The organism is Bacillus sp. JJ1566, from assembly GCF_036962685.1.
Taxonomy (GTDB): Bacteria; Bacillota; Bacilli; order Bacillales; family Bacillaceae_L; genus Ferdinandcohnia.
Genome location: NZ_JBALOP010000002.1, coordinates 125,464 through 142,277, shown reverse-complemented (window position 1 = coordinate 142,277; position 16,814 = coordinate 125,464). Strand labels below are relative to the sequence as shown.

17 protein-coding genes are annotated in these 16,814 nt (G+C 37.2%); all 17 read right to left on the bottom strand.

Going from position 1 to position 16,814, the window contains the following annotated elements; all coding sequences use genetic code 11:
- Positions 1-166 precede the first annotated feature (166 nt).
- Positions 167-844, bottom strand: a complete 678-nt coding sequence (locus V7112_RS01610) for a YggS family pyridoxal phosphate-dependent enzyme (protein WP_335414407.1) — start codon at positions 842-844, stop codon at positions 167-169.
- A 7-nt stretch (positions 845-851) separates the two neighbouring features.
- Positions 852-1,673, bottom strand: coding sequence for a peptidoglycan editing factor PgeF (gene pgeF, locus V7112_RS01605; RefSeq protein WP_335414404.1), 822 nt, complete (start codon positions 1,671-1,673; stop codon positions 852-854).
- A 158-nt stretch (positions 1,674-1,831) separates the two neighbouring features.
- Positions 1,832-2,077 carry a YlmC/YmxH family sporulation protein gene (locus V7112_RS01600; protein WP_335414401.1) on the bottom strand — a complete coding sequence of 82 codons (246 nt, stop codon included), beginning with the start codon at positions 2,075-2,077 and terminating at the stop codon, positions 1,832-1,834.
- Between the two features lie 181 nt (positions 2,078-2,258).
- Entirely contained in the window at positions 2,259-3,041 is a 783-nt protein-coding gene (gene sigG / locus V7112_RS01595) for an RNA polymerase sporulation sigma factor SigG (protein ID WP_335414398.1), read from the bottom strand.
- Between the two features lie 323 nt (positions 3,042-3,364).
- Complete coding sequence (gene sigE / locus V7112_RS01590; protein ID WP_229140493.1) at positions 3,365-4,084, bottom strand: RNA polymerase sporulation sigma factor SigE; 720 nt, start codon at positions 4,082-4,084, stop codon at positions 3,365-3,367.
- 74 nt (positions 4,085-4,158) lie between these two features.
- The gene (gene spoIIGA / locus V7112_RS01585) at positions 4,159-5,085 is read right to left on the bottom strand and encodes a sigma-E processing peptidase SpoIIGA (protein ID WP_335414390.1); all 927 of its coding nucleotides are present in this window, start codon (positions 5,083-5,085) and stop codon (positions 4,159-4,161) included.
- A 263-nt stretch (positions 5,086-5,348) separates the two neighbouring features.
- A complete protein-coding gene (ftsZ, locus tag V7112_RS01580; RefSeq protein WP_335414387.1) occupies positions 5,349-6,491 on the bottom strand; it encodes a cell division protein FtsZ in 1,143 nt (380 codons plus the stop codon).
- Positions 6,492-6,536: 45 nt separating this feature from the next.
- Complete coding sequence (ftsA, locus tag V7112_RS01575; protein WP_335414384.1) at positions 6,537-7,829, bottom strand: cell division protein FtsA; 1,293 nt, start codon at positions 7,827-7,829, stop codon at positions 6,537-6,539.
- Positions 7,830-8,139: 310 nt separating this feature from the next.
- Positions 8,140-8,502, bottom strand: coding sequence for a small basic family protein (locus V7112_RS01570; RefSeq protein ID WP_010282644.1), 363 nt, complete (start codon positions 8,500-8,502; stop codon positions 8,140-8,142).
- Between the two features lie 18 nt (positions 8,503-8,520).
- The gene (locus V7112_RS01565; RefSeq protein WP_335414381.1) at positions 8,521-9,231 is read right to left on the bottom strand and encodes a DUF881 domain-containing protein; all 711 of its coding nucleotides are present in this window, start codon (positions 9,229-9,231) and stop codon (positions 8,521-8,523) included.
- A gap of 44 nt (positions 9,232-9,275) precedes the next feature.
- Positions 9,276-9,980 carry a DUF881 domain-containing protein gene (locus tag V7112_RS01560; protein WP_335414379.1) on the bottom strand — a complete coding sequence of 235 codons (705 nt, stop codon included), beginning with the start codon at positions 9,978-9,980 and terminating at the stop codon, positions 9,276-9,278.
- Positions 9,964-10,773 (bottom strand): cell division protein FtsQ/DivIB, encoded by an 810-nt coding sequence (locus tag V7112_RS01555; protein WP_335414377.1) that lies wholly within the window; start codon positions 10,771-10,773, stop codon positions 9,964-9,966. Before V7112_RS01555 ends, V7112_RS01560 begins: the two co-directional genes overlap by 17 nt.
- Before the next feature lie 203 nt (positions 10,774-10,976).
- Positions 10,977-11,885, bottom strand: coding sequence for a UDP-N-acetylmuramate dehydrogenase (murB, locus tag V7112_RS01550; protein WP_335414373.1), 909 nt, complete (start codon positions 11,883-11,885; stop codon positions 10,977-10,979).
- Between the two features lie 209 nt (positions 11,886-12,094).
- Complete coding sequence (gene murG / locus V7112_RS01545) at positions 12,095-13,183, bottom strand: undecaprenyldiphospho-muramoylpentapeptide beta-N-acetylglucosaminyltransferase (RefSeq protein ID WP_335414370.1); 1,089 nt, start codon at positions 13,181-13,183, stop codon at positions 12,095-12,097.
- A gap of 109 nt (positions 13,184-13,292) precedes the next feature.
- Complete coding sequence (gene spoVE / locus V7112_RS01540) at positions 13,293-14,393, bottom strand: stage V sporulation protein E (RefSeq protein WP_335414847.1); 1,101 nt, start codon at positions 14,391-14,393, stop codon at positions 13,293-13,295.
- Positions 14,394-14,486: 93 nt separating this feature from the next.
- Positions 14,487-15,839, bottom strand: a complete 1,353-nt coding sequence (murD, locus tag V7112_RS01535; RefSeq protein ID WP_335414367.1) for a UDP-N-acetylmuramoyl-L-alanine--D-glutamate ligase — start codon at positions 15,837-15,839, stop codon at positions 14,487-14,489.
- Complete coding sequence (gene mraY / locus V7112_RS01530; protein ID WP_335414364.1) at positions 15,840-16,814, bottom strand: phospho-N-acetylmuramoyl-pentapeptide-transferase; 975 nt, start codon at positions 16,812-16,814, stop codon at positions 15,840-15,842.

Below are 16,814 nucleotides of genomic sequence, written 5' to 3'. Positions count from 1 at the left end.
TGGCGTTCTTAGTCTTTGATCTTAAGCTCGAAAAACTTCCTTTGAAAAATCTGAGGCATCCGCCGGAGGCTTTAACTTTATTCAGTCGGCTTATAAAATTCCAACTGACTTAAATACTTTTTATCACATTTATCCCTTTTAAAAGTAGGACTTGTGCTGAATAAAGTTAAAATTCTTTACCCACAAGTGAAGTACCTATTCGAACGAAAGTAGCTCCTTCTTCAATTGCGGTTTCATAATCATTCGACATACCCATCGATAGCTCTGTACATGGCGCATATGGGAAACCAAGTGCTTGTACATCATCTCTTAACATTCGAAGTCTTTGGAAGCATTCACGAATCGTATTTTTGTCTTCAGTTAATGGAGCCATTGTCATTAATCCGACAACCAAAACCGACGGGTAGTTTTCTAATTGCTTTATGAAAGGCACAACTTGTTCGGGTGTCATTCCATGTTTGGACTCTTCTCCAGATACATTAACTTGGATAAAACATTTTATTTTTCCGGTTGCCCGCTTTTGTATTTCCTCTGCTAAAGAAATTCGATCAAGTGAATGAATGTAGTCCACCTTATCGATAATGTTTTTTACCTTTCTTGTTTGAAGAGAACCGATAAAATGCCAATTCGGCCCGTCTCCAATTTCCTCTCGTTTCTTTAACAGACCGTCGTCACGGTTTTCTCCAATATGGTGAACTCCTGCTTCAATTGCTGCTTTTGCAGTTTCAACACTTACATATTTCGTAACTGCAATAATGGAAACAGCATCAACTGGACGGTTTGATCGTTTGCATGCTTGTTCAATATGTTCTTGTATGTTTAAAAGATTTTCTTTTATGCTCATTTGAAAGTTAATCCTCCTTAAAGCCAATAAAACTCATCATCCTTCCCGTTTTCCCAGCATCCCTTCGATGGGAAAAGAAAAGCTGATTCTCACAAGATGTACAATACGAGGAAACTTGAATATTTTCAGGAGGAATTCCTGCTCTTACCATTAGCTGATAGTTCAGCTCTTTTAATTCCAGTCGATATTGGTTATCACCTATTTTCTCGTAAGGTTTTGAATCGATATCGTCCAAATTTTTAACGAAATTCATTACATAATCATCAACGATGTAACAGCATTTACCTATTGATGGTCCGACGATAGCTTGAATCTCATCTGGCTTGATACCTTCAGTTTCCCAAGCTCTAACCATCTCTCCAGCAATATCCTGAACAGTTCCTTTCCACCCTGCATGAGCAATTCCAACGAATTGCTTTGATGGTGTAAAAAAATAAAGTGGAACACAGTCTGCAAAGCAAAGGGTTAACAAAATATTTTTCTCATCCGTATATAATCCATCAGTATCCTTGATGCCATCCTCGTATGTAAAAACACCAGTATCAAGATCTTTAGTAGTGACCTTAGCAATTTTATTTTTATGTGTTTGTTGAGAGCATACCCAAGTTTCAAGTGGGAAATGAAGATTGTCTGCAAGTTTCTTACGGTTGGAAATAACTAAAGTTTTCTCATCATTAACATGCAGCCCTAAATTTAGGGATTCGTATTCAGTCTTGCTGTCTCCTCCATTTTTAGTCGTAAACCCGACAACCAGTTTTTCTGAAAACTTGCTCCAGGCCGTGACCTTTAAAACCTGTTCTGTATCCTGAATAAATGGTTCACGTTTCATAACAACATCCCTTATTCACATGTTCAACCCATATTATCCGAGACGGGTCGACAATTTTTTATTATTTTTGAAAAATGAACCCTTCTCCTGCCTATTTTATCACATCTTAGCAAAAGAATGGAGAATATGTTAGGAAAAATGTCAAAATTTAGCCGTACTTATTCGATATTATTTTGTGTTCTAACTAAAATAACATCCTTTCCTACTTTTATGATATTTCTCCATGGTATTACAATCTCTTCTTCCCGACCAAATAAACCTAATACTTTTCCATAGCCACCAATTATAATGGATTCGATTTTCCCTGTTGTTAAGTTAATATCGATATCACCTATACTGCCAAGTCTTTTTCCGTCGACAACACTCACAACATCCTTTGCCTGAAAGTCAGAAATTTTCACCATATCCCCCGCCCCCTTATAGTAAACTATATGACTGTCTCACTGTCTTTTATGAGACAAAAATAGACGGGTTGAACGACCGTTCTGACAGTTGACGAAAAAAAGACATTCGAATAATCCGAATGTCTAGTGATTTTACATTTTTCAAGTGATAAACTTGTCCGAAAAATGGGTTTTAGCCCCATTAATTTTGGATATTCTTATTCATTTGTTTGATTGCTGCTTTTTCAAGACGTGAAACTTGGGCTTGAGAGATTCCGATTTCTTCAGCAACCTCCATTTGTGTTTTTCCTTGAAAAAATCGTTTGCGAAGGATTAGTTTCTCACGATCGTTTAATCGTCTCATCCCTTCTTTTAAGGCAATCTCTTCAATCCAATTTGAATCGCGATTTCGCTCATCACTTAATTGGTCTACCACATAAATCGGATCTCCGCCATCATTATAAATTGGTTCAAATAATGATACAGGGTCTTGTATCGCATCAAGCGCAAAGACGATTTCTTCATGTGGCACTTCAAGAACCTTTGCGATCTCTTCCGCTGTGGGCTCCCTGGATGTTTCGCTCATTAGACGCTCTCTTACTTGCAGGGCCTTATAGGCAATGTCTCGCAGTGAGCGCGACACCCTGATAGGATTGTTGTCTCGTAAATAGCGCCGAATTTCCCCGATAATCATCGGGACTGCATAGGTAGAGAATTTCACATTTTGACCGAGATCAAAATTGTCGATTGATTTCATTAGGCCGATACAGCCGACCTGAAACAAATCATCCACAAATTCTCCTCTGTTGTTGAACCGTTGAATCACACTGAGAACAAGTCGTAAATTTCCATTTACGAGTTTATCGCGGGCTGACAAATCATCACCACTTTGCATTTGTCTAAATAAATGCCGCATCTCTTCATTTTTTAATACTGGAAGCTTTGAAGTATCAACACCACAAATTTCTACTTTATTTCGAGTCAATTCTTTCCCTCCTAACAGGAGTTGCTGTACAAAGTTAAGTATCTCCGTTAGAGGGAAAAATATGCATTTTCAATTCACAACTATTTCCAAAATAGGTGAATAAAAACAGTAAAATCAATTGCTCACAACGTAAAACTTTATTCTATTAAATACGCTTTGGCGTATTTTCTCCCGATTTTTAGGCCTACAGGAAGTGGGTCATAAAGACGATGCCACAGGATGTGGCGTTTTTAGTCTTTGATCTTACTGCACGAAAAATTTCCTTTAAAAAATCGTGGCATCCGCCGGAGGCTTTCACTTTATTCAACCCCAGTTGAATAAAGTCAAACCATTTTATTAAATTCTTTACGTAGTCGTTTAATGATTCGTTTTTCTAATCTTGATATATAAGACTGTGAAATACCAAGCATGTCTGCAACATCTTTTTGTGTCTTTTCCTCGCCACCAATTAATCCGAACCGAAGCTCCATAATTTGTTTTTCACGGTCATTTAGCTGGTGGAGAGCTTTTACTAATAATTTACGGTCGACATTTGCTTCTAAATCCTTTGTAATGATGTCCTCCTCTGTTCCTAGAACATCAGATAATAACAACTCATTGCCGTCCCAATCGATATTTAATGGCTCGTCGAAAGATACCTCAGACCTAATTTTATTGTTACGACGTAAATACATCAAAATTTCATTTTCAATACATCTTGATGCATAAGTTGCGAGTTTAATTTTCTTTTCAGGATTAAATGTATTCACTGCTTTAATTAAGCCGATAGTACCAATACTAATTAAATCCTCAATATTAATTCCAGTATTTTCAAATTTACGAGCGATGTACACCACTAGTCTTAAATTTCTTTCAATCAAGATTGATCTTGCAGCCTTGTCTCCGCTAGGAAGCTTGTTTAAAAGGACTTCCTCCTCATCTTTTGACAGGGGTGGCGGTAACGCCTCGCTCCCACCTATATAATAAATCTCATCCGTTTTTAAGCCTAATTTTATTAACAGCTTATACCACCAATATGTAAGTTTTAATTTTAATTTAGTCACAAGTAAGTTCTCCCTTCTAATTTGTAAAAAGCGTGAGTATGATATTTATAGGAATCTATTCGTTGATTTCACCATTAAGAAGCTGTTTTGATGGAGGATGAAATAAGCATTTTCGGATGGACGATGCAATCATATTCCCCGTCTGTAGACAATGTTGTATGGTTGAAAGCAACAAGACCTTTTTTCACGATATTTTCATCTTTTCCCTGATAAATCGTAATGTGATCTGGCTTAACAGCGAGTAAAAATTGATGCTCTTGTCCAACCCCCCGATATGGAATAAGTCTTACACGGCTTTCCCACTTATGGGATTCTGTTGATGTACTATTTGTTAATAACTCGATATTCTTGGATTGTTCGATTAATGTTTTAGGAAATAATTCCTCATATTTCGTCGTGTCTAAAATCATAACCGGACTTTTTGAAATTGGATCAAACAATTGATTTCCGCTGTCAACCAAACCTTTTAATTGTAAGGTAACATCATCTATTTCAAGCTTTACATCAACAATCTGGTCATAGAAAACTTGTTTCGTTTCGATGTCCGCTATTCTATTTTTAGAAAAATACCATAAAAGGGGAAAACCGATTAATACAAATCCCCAACTAATTGGATTACCATATCCAGTAGATTCCGTTAGGATTGTTCCATCAAAAATTTGAACATCAAACTCTAAGAAATAATGAACCCCTATCATTCCTCCTCCAATCATGAATGTAGCAAAATAAAAGGTTAATAGCCCCTGAATAAAATAACGAAATCGTTTATACCCAAAAGCAACTCCTACAATTACGATTGAAAAGAGTAGTTTAGAAAGTGGATGTGACCCAAATGCCGCAAAAGGAGAAACTACTATCAGGACTACTAATGATCCAATTAAAGCACCTACTAAGATTCGCCATTTAACAATCTTACGCTTAAGAATCATCGCAGTTAAAAGTAATAATAGGGCGTCAAAGAAAAAGTTTAATAACCATATTACATCTAAATAAATGGACAACCTATTTCTCCTTTCACCAATAGTCACAGCTCTTTTTCAAACGTAATAAATGAAACTAGTTAGCTTAAAAAATAGTATATAGTACATCTAATATGAAAGTCTGTCACTTCATGCCGATAATAAAAGAGAAATTTTGGAAGATTAGTTCTTATTTTGTCAGTTTGTTAAGAATAAAGAAGCAAGGGAGTAAAACGGAGAAAAAGAAAAAAGGCATTCGACAATTTTTTGTCAAATGCCTCTCTAAATTTTATAAGGATAACTAATTATCCTCTTCTTTTACGGTTTCGTAAGAATGTTGGTACATCGATTTCATCTTCAACATGAACTGAGCTACGTGTATTTACTTCTTGTACTGGCTCTTCACGCTTCACTTCTCTTCTTGGCGCAGCCTGTACCTGTGGTTGCGGTTTAGCACCAAATGAAGGACGGGATGGACGTGGTTGTTCAATCTCAGTTTCTTTAAAACCAGTAGCAATTACAGTAACAACTATTTCTTCTTTTAAGTTTTCATTGATAACAGATCCAAAAATCATGTTAACTTCTTGGTCTGAAGCTGATGCAACAATATCGGCAGCTTCTTGAACTTCATAAAGACTTAAGTTTGTTCCGCCTGTGATGTTCATAAGGACACCTTGTGCACCATCAATTGAAGTTTCAAGCAATGGACTTGAAATAGCCTTTTTAGCAGCTTCTGCAGCACGGTTTTCACCAGTAGCAACACCGATACCCATCAGTGCAGAACCTTTATTAGACATAATTGTTTTTACGTCTGCAAAGTCAAGGTTGATTAATCCAGGAACAGCGATTAAATCAGAAATACCTTGAACACCTTGGCGTAATACATTGTCAGCTTCACGGAATGCTTCAAGCATAGGTGTATTTTTGTCCACAATTTCAAGAAGACGATCATTTGGAATAACAATCAAAGTGTCTACTGATTCTTTCATTGCAGCAATACCGCCGGCAGCTTGTGTTTGACGTTTTCTACCTTCGAATGTGAACGGTCTTGTTACCACGCCTACTGTAAGAGCACCTAAATCCTTTGAAATTTGTGCAATCACTGGAGCAGCACCTGTACCTGTTCCACCACCCATACCGGCAGTTACGAATACCATATCTGCTCCTTTAAGAGCTTCTTCAATTTGTTCTCTGCTTTCTTCTGCAGCTTTTTTACCTACTTCTGGATTTGCTCCAGCACCTAAACCACGGGTTAATTTCCCGCCAATTTGCATTTTTATTTCAGCTTTTGAAAGATTTAAAGCTTGTGCGTCAGTATTAACCGCGATAAACTCAACACCTTGTACACCATGTTCAATCATTCGGTTAACTGCGTTATTTCCACCGCCACCTACACCTATTACCTTTATCGTAGCTAATTGATCAACATTTGTATCAAACTCTAACATTATTAGATCCTCCTAATTTGCAAATATACTTCTCTTGTAAAATCGTTATTCAAAGAAGAGACCAAAAAACCTCTTAACCTTTTTCCCTATATTTTGTTCTTCCTTTGAGTTTTTAGGGTGACTTTTCGCTTGAGGCTGTCTGGTTGGTCTTTTTTCAGGGCTTTCCACCTGGACCGTCGTGCTAATTTTTCTTCCCTGAACTCTTGCTTGTTCATAAGCGAACTGCAATAATCCTACACCTGTTGCATATTGAGGCTCTCTAACGCCAATATAGTCAGGCTTTGCAATTCTAACATTACTTCGTAATACAAGTTGAGATAGCTCTAATACTCCAGGCATATTTACAACTCCACCTGTAAGAACAAAGCCACCAGGAAGATCTCCTACACCCATTTTCTTAATTTCCTTTTGAACCAATTGTAAAATTTCTTCTAATCTTGCTTCGATAATTTCAGAAATTTGTAATTGGGTAAATTGTTCTTGTTGATCACTGCCGATAATTGGAACTTTAAATACTTCTTCATCAGAAGCATCATCGTAGAAAGCATGTCCATGTTTAATTTTAATTTTTTCAGCATCTTCAGTTGATGTGCGCAAACCAATTGCTAAATCCTTTGTAATATGGTAACCACCAACAGGTAGGACACTTGTTGCTTTTAAGTAACCATTATCAAATAGTGCAACCGTAGTAGAACCTCCACCAATATCAACGAGAGCAACCCCAAGATGTTTCTCGTCATCCGATAATGAGATTGAACCAGATGCAAGTGGCTGCAAAGATATTGCAGTGATATCAAGGCCTGCTTTTTCAACACAACGAAGCAGGTTATGTAAGATTGTACGTGAAGTTGTAATGATGGTACCTTCCACTTCAAGTCTAACACCTAACATACCACGTGGATCACTTATTTCATCATATCCATCCACAATAAATTGATTTGGAATCATATCGATAATTTCTCTTTCTGGTGGTAGAGAAATAAATTGTGCGGCGTCGATTACACGTAGAACATCTTCATTGCTTATTTCTCGGTTTTGACGAGACTCAGTAGAAACTGCTACAACACCGTGGGCATCCTGTAACTGTACATTAATCGCTGGAACAGATACGACTACTTGATTAATAGAAATGCCTACCATTCTTTCTGCTTGTTCAACTGCCTTTTTAATAGAATGAACGGTTTCATCTATGTCTACAATTGAACTCTTTTTCAATCCTTCTGATTTAACATTACCCACACCTATTATGTTAAGAGAATCATCAACCATTTCACCAATGATAACCTTAACATTGGATGTACCGATGTCAAGACTAACACATATTTCATTGCTGTTCATTCTGTGGCACCTCCTTTTTTCACATAACACATTTAAATATCATTTTGAAAAACAGCATCAATTTTTCATATACTTAAAAATCAAATACGCCTTGGCGTATTTGCGCCCAGATTTTTTAGGCCCACACGATGTGGGTCACAGAGACGTTGCCACAGGACGTGGCGTTCCTAGTCTTTGATCCTAAGCCCGAAAAGATTCCTTTGAAAATCTGTGGCATACGCCGGAGGCTATTATTTTTTTCAGTTTAGCTGAAAAAAATAATCATATGAAAAATATTCAACAACCATAGGGATTTTCCCTCTATAAAAAATCAATTTTTTTCTATTTTATCACGAGAAAGGCTCCATTTGGATAAAATTATTCGTCTGATAACCGCAATATTTTGGAAAAGCCTCACTCCGAATGCAAAAACGGCTACCAAGTACAAGTCTACACCAAGATGAACACCTAGAAAAGCTAAACTTGCTGCCAACAAAATATTAAAAAAGAAACCAGAAACAAAGACGGACTGATCATAAATATTTTGTAGGTGTGCACGAATACCACCGAATAATGTATCAAGTGCTGCTAAAACCGCAATCGATAAATAATTTGAATACTCTGCCGGAATTTTAAATTCCGATAATAGTCCGAGAATAATTCCGACTATTAGTCCGAAAATTGGGAGCCACATGACTATGTTCCACCTTTATCACTTTTTATCTGGTACCATATTAGGTTGCATTTCTGTAATCCTAATTGGGTCGTCATACGCAGGTATCGTTACGACTTTATTTGGCTTTGATATTTTCAAACGTAAATTGTCAATGAAAAACTGACGCTCGGCTTCTGATGCTTTTAGCTTATTGTAAAGTCGTTCTGCATCATCAGCAATGACTTTTATTTCAATCGGTAATGGACTTATAGAGTACGAATCGATTTTCGGTCTTCCTTGAATTTCTCGAATCACCGTTGTTGTAATGACTCGGTGACCATCAATTGAAATCGCCTTTGCTTGATAGGAATTTAATTCATTTACTAGCCATCTTAGCAAACTAGGAGTAATGGTTGTGGCTTGCTTGCCAGCTTCATTGAACGATTGCTCAACCGTAATCGTGATTCCAGGGCCAGATACTTGGGTAAGCCCAGCCTCTTTCTTTAATTCATCAAGAGTATCCTTAAGAATCATGATTTTACTATCATCACGCTGACTTTCATATTGTTCTAACTTCGCTTCATATGTATAAATTTTTGTTAAAAGCTCCGTATACAATTCTTGAGATTGCTTTAAATCCTCGCGTAATTCCCATAAATCACGGGTATCACGTACTTCAGGTTCTTTAATGGTTTGAAATTGGACAGCAACCATAAACCCAATTATACACGTAATAACCGTGAAGCTAATGCCTGTTTTTTTGTCCAATTAATCCACCTTACCTTTTATGTAAAAACACATTACCCGTATTATTATTTTGCATTAATTAATGGAGCCATTTGAATTTGTGCCTTGTTCTCAATTTTTACTACAATATTGTCCTGTATCAATTGGTCAGTAATTCCTCCATTCATATTTAAAGCAGGCACCAGTACATTTGGATCACCGATTGCTGAAATCACAAATGGAGCCGGAAAAGGGTTACCGTCAACGACAACAACAGGTCCATTGCAGTAAATATAAGAATCATGGCTAAGTCTCTTTCCATTAACAGAAACCGCTTGAGCACCAGATACATAAAGTTCGTTAATGACCTTGAATAAATGACTTTCATGAACTAAATAATTATTCACATCCTGACCTGATGGTACGTAAGAGGCATCTTCAAGTGACACAACAACCCCCGGACCTTTTACACCAATCTCACCGACAACCATCCGGTACTTTTCTACTTCCTCGACAAGATTGAAATAAATTTGTTCCTGTTCTTCTTTTGCGAGCTCTTCTTCAATTGCTTGAATTTCATTTTGCTTTTCAATCAACTTTATTTGGAGCTCATTATTTTTTTCGTTTTGTTCATTCAAATCAGTTCGAATTTTAGCTTCTTCATTCCATTGTTGTTCAGTTACCCGATTTGATTCCAATTGTTCCTTTGTAAATTGGTACGAGAATGAAATCATAAAGCCCAGGACTAAGCAAACAAATGAGAGAATGACGTGCTTACCCTTCACCTTCATCTGTTACCATCTCCTCATTTTCATTGGTGTTCTCGTATTCGTATGGAATAAATGTTGGTACAACATCTAGTTCAATATATCCATTAAGAGACGGATCCAATTCACTTATGATCGTTGGATAAGCCGTTATATTTTTCGCAAAGTTTCTTACCGTAGCTTTTACCTCATACCCATCTATCATATACAAAGTCATCTGAAGCGGATCATACTCTGTGGGTGTATGATGAATTTCAGAAATAAGCTTTGCAATCGACGGTTGGACTTTTTTAAGTTCCTTTGCAAGCAGTGTTAAAGCCTCATCCTCCCAATCAACTAAGATGGGTGCATCAACTGGAATCGCTTTTGATCCGAACTCCTGTGGTTTTTCAATAATGTCTCCATTTTCAAGAATTGGATAAAAAGTATTAGGTCCACTTATGTATCCTACCCGATTCAATTCACTAACATTTAGCATAATATGATTTGGAAGTCTTTTTTCAACCGTAACTTCCTTAATTTCAGGGTGTTTATTAATATTTTGGATTACTATATCCTTATCGACCTTCCAAAAGCTTGTCCCAACTTTTAGTTTACTTAAACTTACAATTTGATCAGATGAGATATTTTGGTTGCCTGTAATGGTGATATCGCCAATTTTACTAAAAGGAGATTGAAAATAAAGAATTCCAGCAAGCAAAAAAAAGAAAAACATAATATACATAATCAACCTTCGATTTGCCTTTTGTTTTCTCCGTTGCTTCAGCTTTGGAATTCGGTCTTCTATTGTAACAACCTTTTGTTTTGCCAAATACATTCACCCCGCTCTAGGAAAATCCTAGAAATACAAAATTATGTATGTTTTAATCAGTTTTCAGTTAAGAATTATCTCGGTCATAAAGTACTTAAAACGAAAGAATAAACGGCATGTATACATGCCGTTTTAATTAATCAATACAGTAACACATACATGTTATTGTATTATATCATATTTTCCTAAGAAATGGGTGTTGAAACTGACTACATTCGACCAATTATTTCAACTTCCGTTTCCATTCGCACACCATGTAAAGTGTAGATTTTCTCTTTTACAAATTCAATTAGATCCAGCACGTCCTGGGCTGTTGCATTTCCGGCATTGACAATAAAATTCCCATGCATTTCAGAAATTTTTGCTCCGCCAAGGACATACCCTTTTAAGCCTGATTTTTCAACTAATTGTCCCGCATAATTTGGAAGTGGATTACGGAAAATACTTCCGGCACATGGAAGGTCCCATGGCTGAGTATCTCTTCGATAGTCTTTATTTTTCTTCATAACTGCCGAAATATCTGCTTTATCTCCTTCAGATAATTGAAATGTCGCTTCCACTACAATCCCCGGTCGCTTTTTTTGAAGGATTGAGGTGCGGTATGAATAATCCATTTCCTCATTTGATATCCATTCAAAGCTACCGTCATCAAATAAAATATGTGCTTTTGTTAATACTTTAGATATATCAGACCCGTGTGCCCCTGCATTCATATAGACAGCCCCACCAACGGAACCGGGAATCCCACTTGAAAATTCAAGTCCTGATAATCCTTTTCTTGCAATTTGTACGGCAAGACTTACAATTGAAAATCCTGCACCAACTGTTAACGTGGTTCCATCAAGTTCCATTTGGTTAAGGCCATTACCTAGCTTAATGACAGCTCCTTCAATCCCTTTATCAGAAACAAGGAGATTTGACCCTCTTCCGATTGCTCGCCATTTGATTCCATGCCTTTTAATTATCTCAAGCGTCTTTTTTAATGATTCAATACTATTTGGTTCGATGAATAAATCGGCCGGTCCACCAATCTTAATCGTTGTATGCTTTGATAAAGGCTCATTCACTAAAACCTTGCCAACATTTTCCTCTTGAAGTTCTTTTACAATTTTGTCCATATTAACCTCCTTTATCAGCATTTTCACTGGGAACAAACATAATATAGTTTATGCTCCACGTGAGCTTCATGGTACATTTGTCTAAAATAGAAAAGCGCAAGGCGCCTGCTTATCGGCGACAAGCATAAGACGTGCACTGATAGAAGGCGTTTTTGCCTTCAGAAGTGATTGACTTATGACCTCGAGCCGATGGCGCATGAAGCTAGACACTAAATTAGATTTTTCATTACATTGTATAGCCGTTTTGCTGCATCTGGTATACCTATTTGTGAGGATGCTTTTTTCATTTCCTCAAGTTTTAATTGATTTAAAAGGATGGAGTCAATGTCATTTATTAGCTGAGTGCCAGTTAACTCCTTCTCAAGGCGTAAAATCGCAGCCCCTTTCTCACTTAAGGACCTTGCATTTTTTTCTTGGTGATTATTTGTTACATATGGGCTTGGCACCAAAATGCTTGGCAGACCAAGGGCAGTCAACTCAGCTAATGTCGTCGCACCTGCACGAGCAACTACGAGATCTACGCCAGCTAACACCTCTGGCATATTGTGAATAAACGGCTTGATAATGACATTATCAGGATTTCCAACCGCTTTTACCTGGTTAAGTACATTTTCATAATGAACCTCACCTGTTACATATAAGAATTGATAATCCTTTACCTTCACTTCAGATAAGGCATTTAAAAAAGCATCATTTAAAGGTTTCGCGCCTCTACTTCCCCCCACTAATAAAACGGATTTTTGGGAGCTGTTAAGTCCAACAGATTCTCTACCCGCTCGGCCATCTTTGCCTATGACTTCAGAAGCCCGTGGATTTCCTGTAAGAATGACTTTTTCCTTAGGAAAATACTGCCCTGCTTCTTCAAAACAAATTGCCACTTTATCGACATAGCGGCTTAAAAATTTATTAGTGAGTCCTGGAATGCTATTTTGTTCATGAATTATTGTAGGAATATGTAATTTTGATGCTGCGTAGACAACTGGTCCACAGACATAACCGCCTGTACCAATAACCACATCTGGTTTAAAATCTTTAATTAATTTCTTGCTATCACTAACTCCCTTTAGAAAACGCGTAATGGTTTTAATGTTTTCAAAGGAAAGCTTTCTTTTAAACCCTGTGATATGTATCGTTTTAAAAGGAATACCTTCGCGTGTCACAATACTACTTTCTAACCCTTTTTCAGTGCCGATATAAAGAAATTCAGCTGTAGGGTTTAGCTTTTTGATTTCTTTGATTAAGGCAAGCGCAGGATAAATATGCCCCCCTGTACCTCCACCACTAACAATTATTTTCAAGGAAACTCCTCCCGTTTGGAAGTTTTATCATTAAAAGAAGTTTAACCCTGTTCAAGTAAACAGGGTTAAAACCATAACATAGTATAACATATATTCATATCATTTGGGGTTAATACCTTGAATACCTGCTAATATTTAAAAGGACTCCCACTGCCATAAGCATTAAGGTTAGGGATGAGCCTCCGTAACTTAAAAATGGAAGAGTAATTCCCGTTACAGGCATTAGACCTGTAACCACTCCGATATTGATAATCACTTGAATCGCAATCATTCCAATAATTCCAATCCCCAGAAAACTTCCATATAAATCAGGAGCACCTAGAGCAATACGTACGCCTCTCCATAGTAAAATACTAAATAAAATGATGACAAATGAACCTCCGATAAAGCCTAATTCTTCCGCAAGGATAGCAAAGATAAAATCTGTCTGCGGTTCTGGTAAATAGAAAAACTTCTGTCTACTTTGTCCTAAACCTAAACCGAATAAACCGCCCGGACCAATTGCGTAAAGGGATTGAATGATTTGAAACCCAGTTCCCAACGGATCTTCCCATGGATCTAAAAAGGAGGTAATTCGTTTAATTCGATATGGAGCTGATAAAATTAAGGCAACAAACCCGGCCACACCGATTAATCCCAATCCAACAAAGTGGGAGATTCTTGCTCCCGCCACATAAATCATTACGATACAAGTACCTATCATAACTGTTCCTGTTCCTAAATCCGGCTGTAACATAATCATACCGAATGCTAGAAAAACAATAGACAGGGATGGCATTAAACCTTTTTTAAAGGATGTAATTTTCTTCTGATTTTCAGATAAGAATTTTGCTAAAAAGGCAATCATCGCTAACTTCATAAATTCTGATGGTTGGATAGAAAACGCTCCAACACCAATCCAACTTTGTGAACCGTTACGCTCCATCCCAATTCCAGGGATCAATACTGCAACCAATAAAACAAAACAAATAATGATGAGGACTTTTGCCCAAGTTCTCCATGTCCAATAGTCCACATTCATTATAAAAAACATTGCAATGACTCCAACACTAGCAAATAGAAGCTGTCTTTTAGCAAAGAAAAACGAATCATCAAATTTATATGTAGCCCATATCGCACTGGCGCTGTACACCATAATCAATCCGACTGCTAAAAGTGTAAGTGTTGTAATAATTAATATGATATCCGGAGTCGTTTTTTGGCTCACAATCAAAACACCTCTACATTCTAGATTCAGAGCTTATGATGACAATCAGTAAGTGGATTTTCCCACCACAAGCTTTGCTCTAGATTGTCCAAGCCCTTACTTAAGCTTATGCACGGCGTTTATAAAAATGTCTCCTCTTTCTTCAAATGTTTTATGTTGATCCCAGCTTGCACATGCAGGTGATAATAAAATAATATCATCCTCATTTGAAAGGGCATAAGCCGTATTTACCGCTGCTTCAACATTATCGACAGTTTTTAACATTTCTATTCCAGCTATTTTCCCTGCTCGTTCAAGCTTTTTCGCTGTTTGACCAAACAGAACCATTGCTTTAACACTAGTTAATTCAGGGACAAGATCGTCAAATTCATTTCCTCGATCAAGCCCTCCCGCTAATAAAATAACCGGTTGTTCAAAAGCAGAAATCGCCTTTTTCGTTGCAAGGATATTTGTTGCTTTTGAATCATTATAAAATTTACGATTCTGAATCGAAGTGACAAATTGAAGGCGATGTTTTACCCCCGTGAAGGTTGTTAATACCTCGGCAATGGCACTATTAGGCGTATTAACGAGCTTTGCAACCGCAACAGCAGCCAAAATATTTTCAAGATTATGGACCCCAGGTAAAACAATATCCTTAATTTCGATGATTTTTTCTTGGTTAAAATAGATTGCTTGGTCCTTAATATAGGCACCCGTTTCTAATACTTTCATCGTTGAAAATGGAATTTTCTTTCCTTGAGTACCCTCTGCTGCTCTAACAACATCCTTGTCATCGACATTAATGACGCTGTAATCGGCTTCCGTTTGATTTTCAAAGATTCTTGCCTTTGCTTTCACATATTCTTCTTTCGTTCCATGATAATCGAGATGGGCATCAAAAATATTTAATAAAACGGCTATTTTTGGTGCGAAATCTTCAACTCCCATTAATTGAAAGGAGGAAAGTTCAGTAACGATGATGTTTTCCTGCTTCGATTCTTGTGCAACCTCACACGCAACTGTTCCAATGTTTCCTGCAATCAAAGGGGATTTCTCACCCTTGTGAAGCATTTCAAAAATCAAGGTCGTCGTTGTTGTCTTTCCATTTGAACCCGTAATACCAATAAATTCCGCAGGGGTAATATGGTACGCTAGTTCCACTTCTGTAATAATGGGAATTCCTTTTTCTGTCGCCTTTACAAGAAGTGGGTTGCTATAAGGGATTCCCGGATTTTTAACAATAAAGTCAAAATGATCATCCAAGATTTCAATTGGATGACCTCCACATACTACCTTTATTCCTATATTGTCAAGTTCCTGAGCAGCCTCGTTTTCTTGAAATGGCTTCTGGTCATTAACCGTTAGGCGTGCGCCAAGATTATGCAGAACTTTAGCAGCAGCGAAGCCACTTTTGGCAAGTCCAAGTATTAAAATATGTTTGTTAGTAAACTTCTTTGTATTTTTCAATTAAATCCACACCTCAATATAGATTCCAAGAATCGCACATAATAAACCTACTGTCCAAAATGTCACAACAACCCGCCATTCAGACCATCCCACTAATTCGTAATGGTGATGTAAAGGACTCATTCTAAACACACGTCTACCGGTTGTTTTAAATGAGATAACTTGAATAATAACAGACAATGTCTCAATTACAAAAACGCCACCGATTAATATAAGTAAGATTTCTAGCTTTAGCATAATGGCAACCGCTGCAATCGCTCCACCAAGTGCTAGTGACCCTGTATCACCCATGAATACCTTTGCCGGATTTGCATTAAACACTAGGAATCCAAGAACCGCTCCGACCACAGCTACACAGAAGATAGCAACATCATATTGCGCTTGGTTCCAAGCTAATACCGCAAACGCACCAAATGCAATTGCTGCCGTCCCTGACACCAATCCATCTAAACCATCCGTTAAATTGACAGCATTGGAGAAACCAACTAACCAAAAGATTAAAAGGAGTACATACAGAATTTTTAAATCAAACACAAAATCTGTACCTGGTATTGAAACTGCCGTTGAGAAATTATTTTGTTTAAAAATAAAATAAAAAATGATAGCAATAGCGATTTGACCGAGCAACTTTTGTAAGGAGGTCAAACCGAGATTCCTTTTTAATACTACTTTAATAAAGTCATCCAAAAATCCTAATACCCCGTATCCCAATGTTACAAATAAAAGTAAATATGTCGTAACCGACAGCTCTCCTAATCGAGTCGACACTAAAATCGTCGTAAGTAAAATCGAAACCAAAATAATGATTCCACCCATCGTTGGTGTTCCCGATTTTTTTTGATGGGATTTAGGACCTTCCTCACGGATACTTTGTCCAAATTTTAATCTACGTAAGAAAGGGATAAAAATGGGGGAGAGAATGACACTTATGATAAATCCTATAGCGATTGAATATATGACTACTTCTTCAATCAT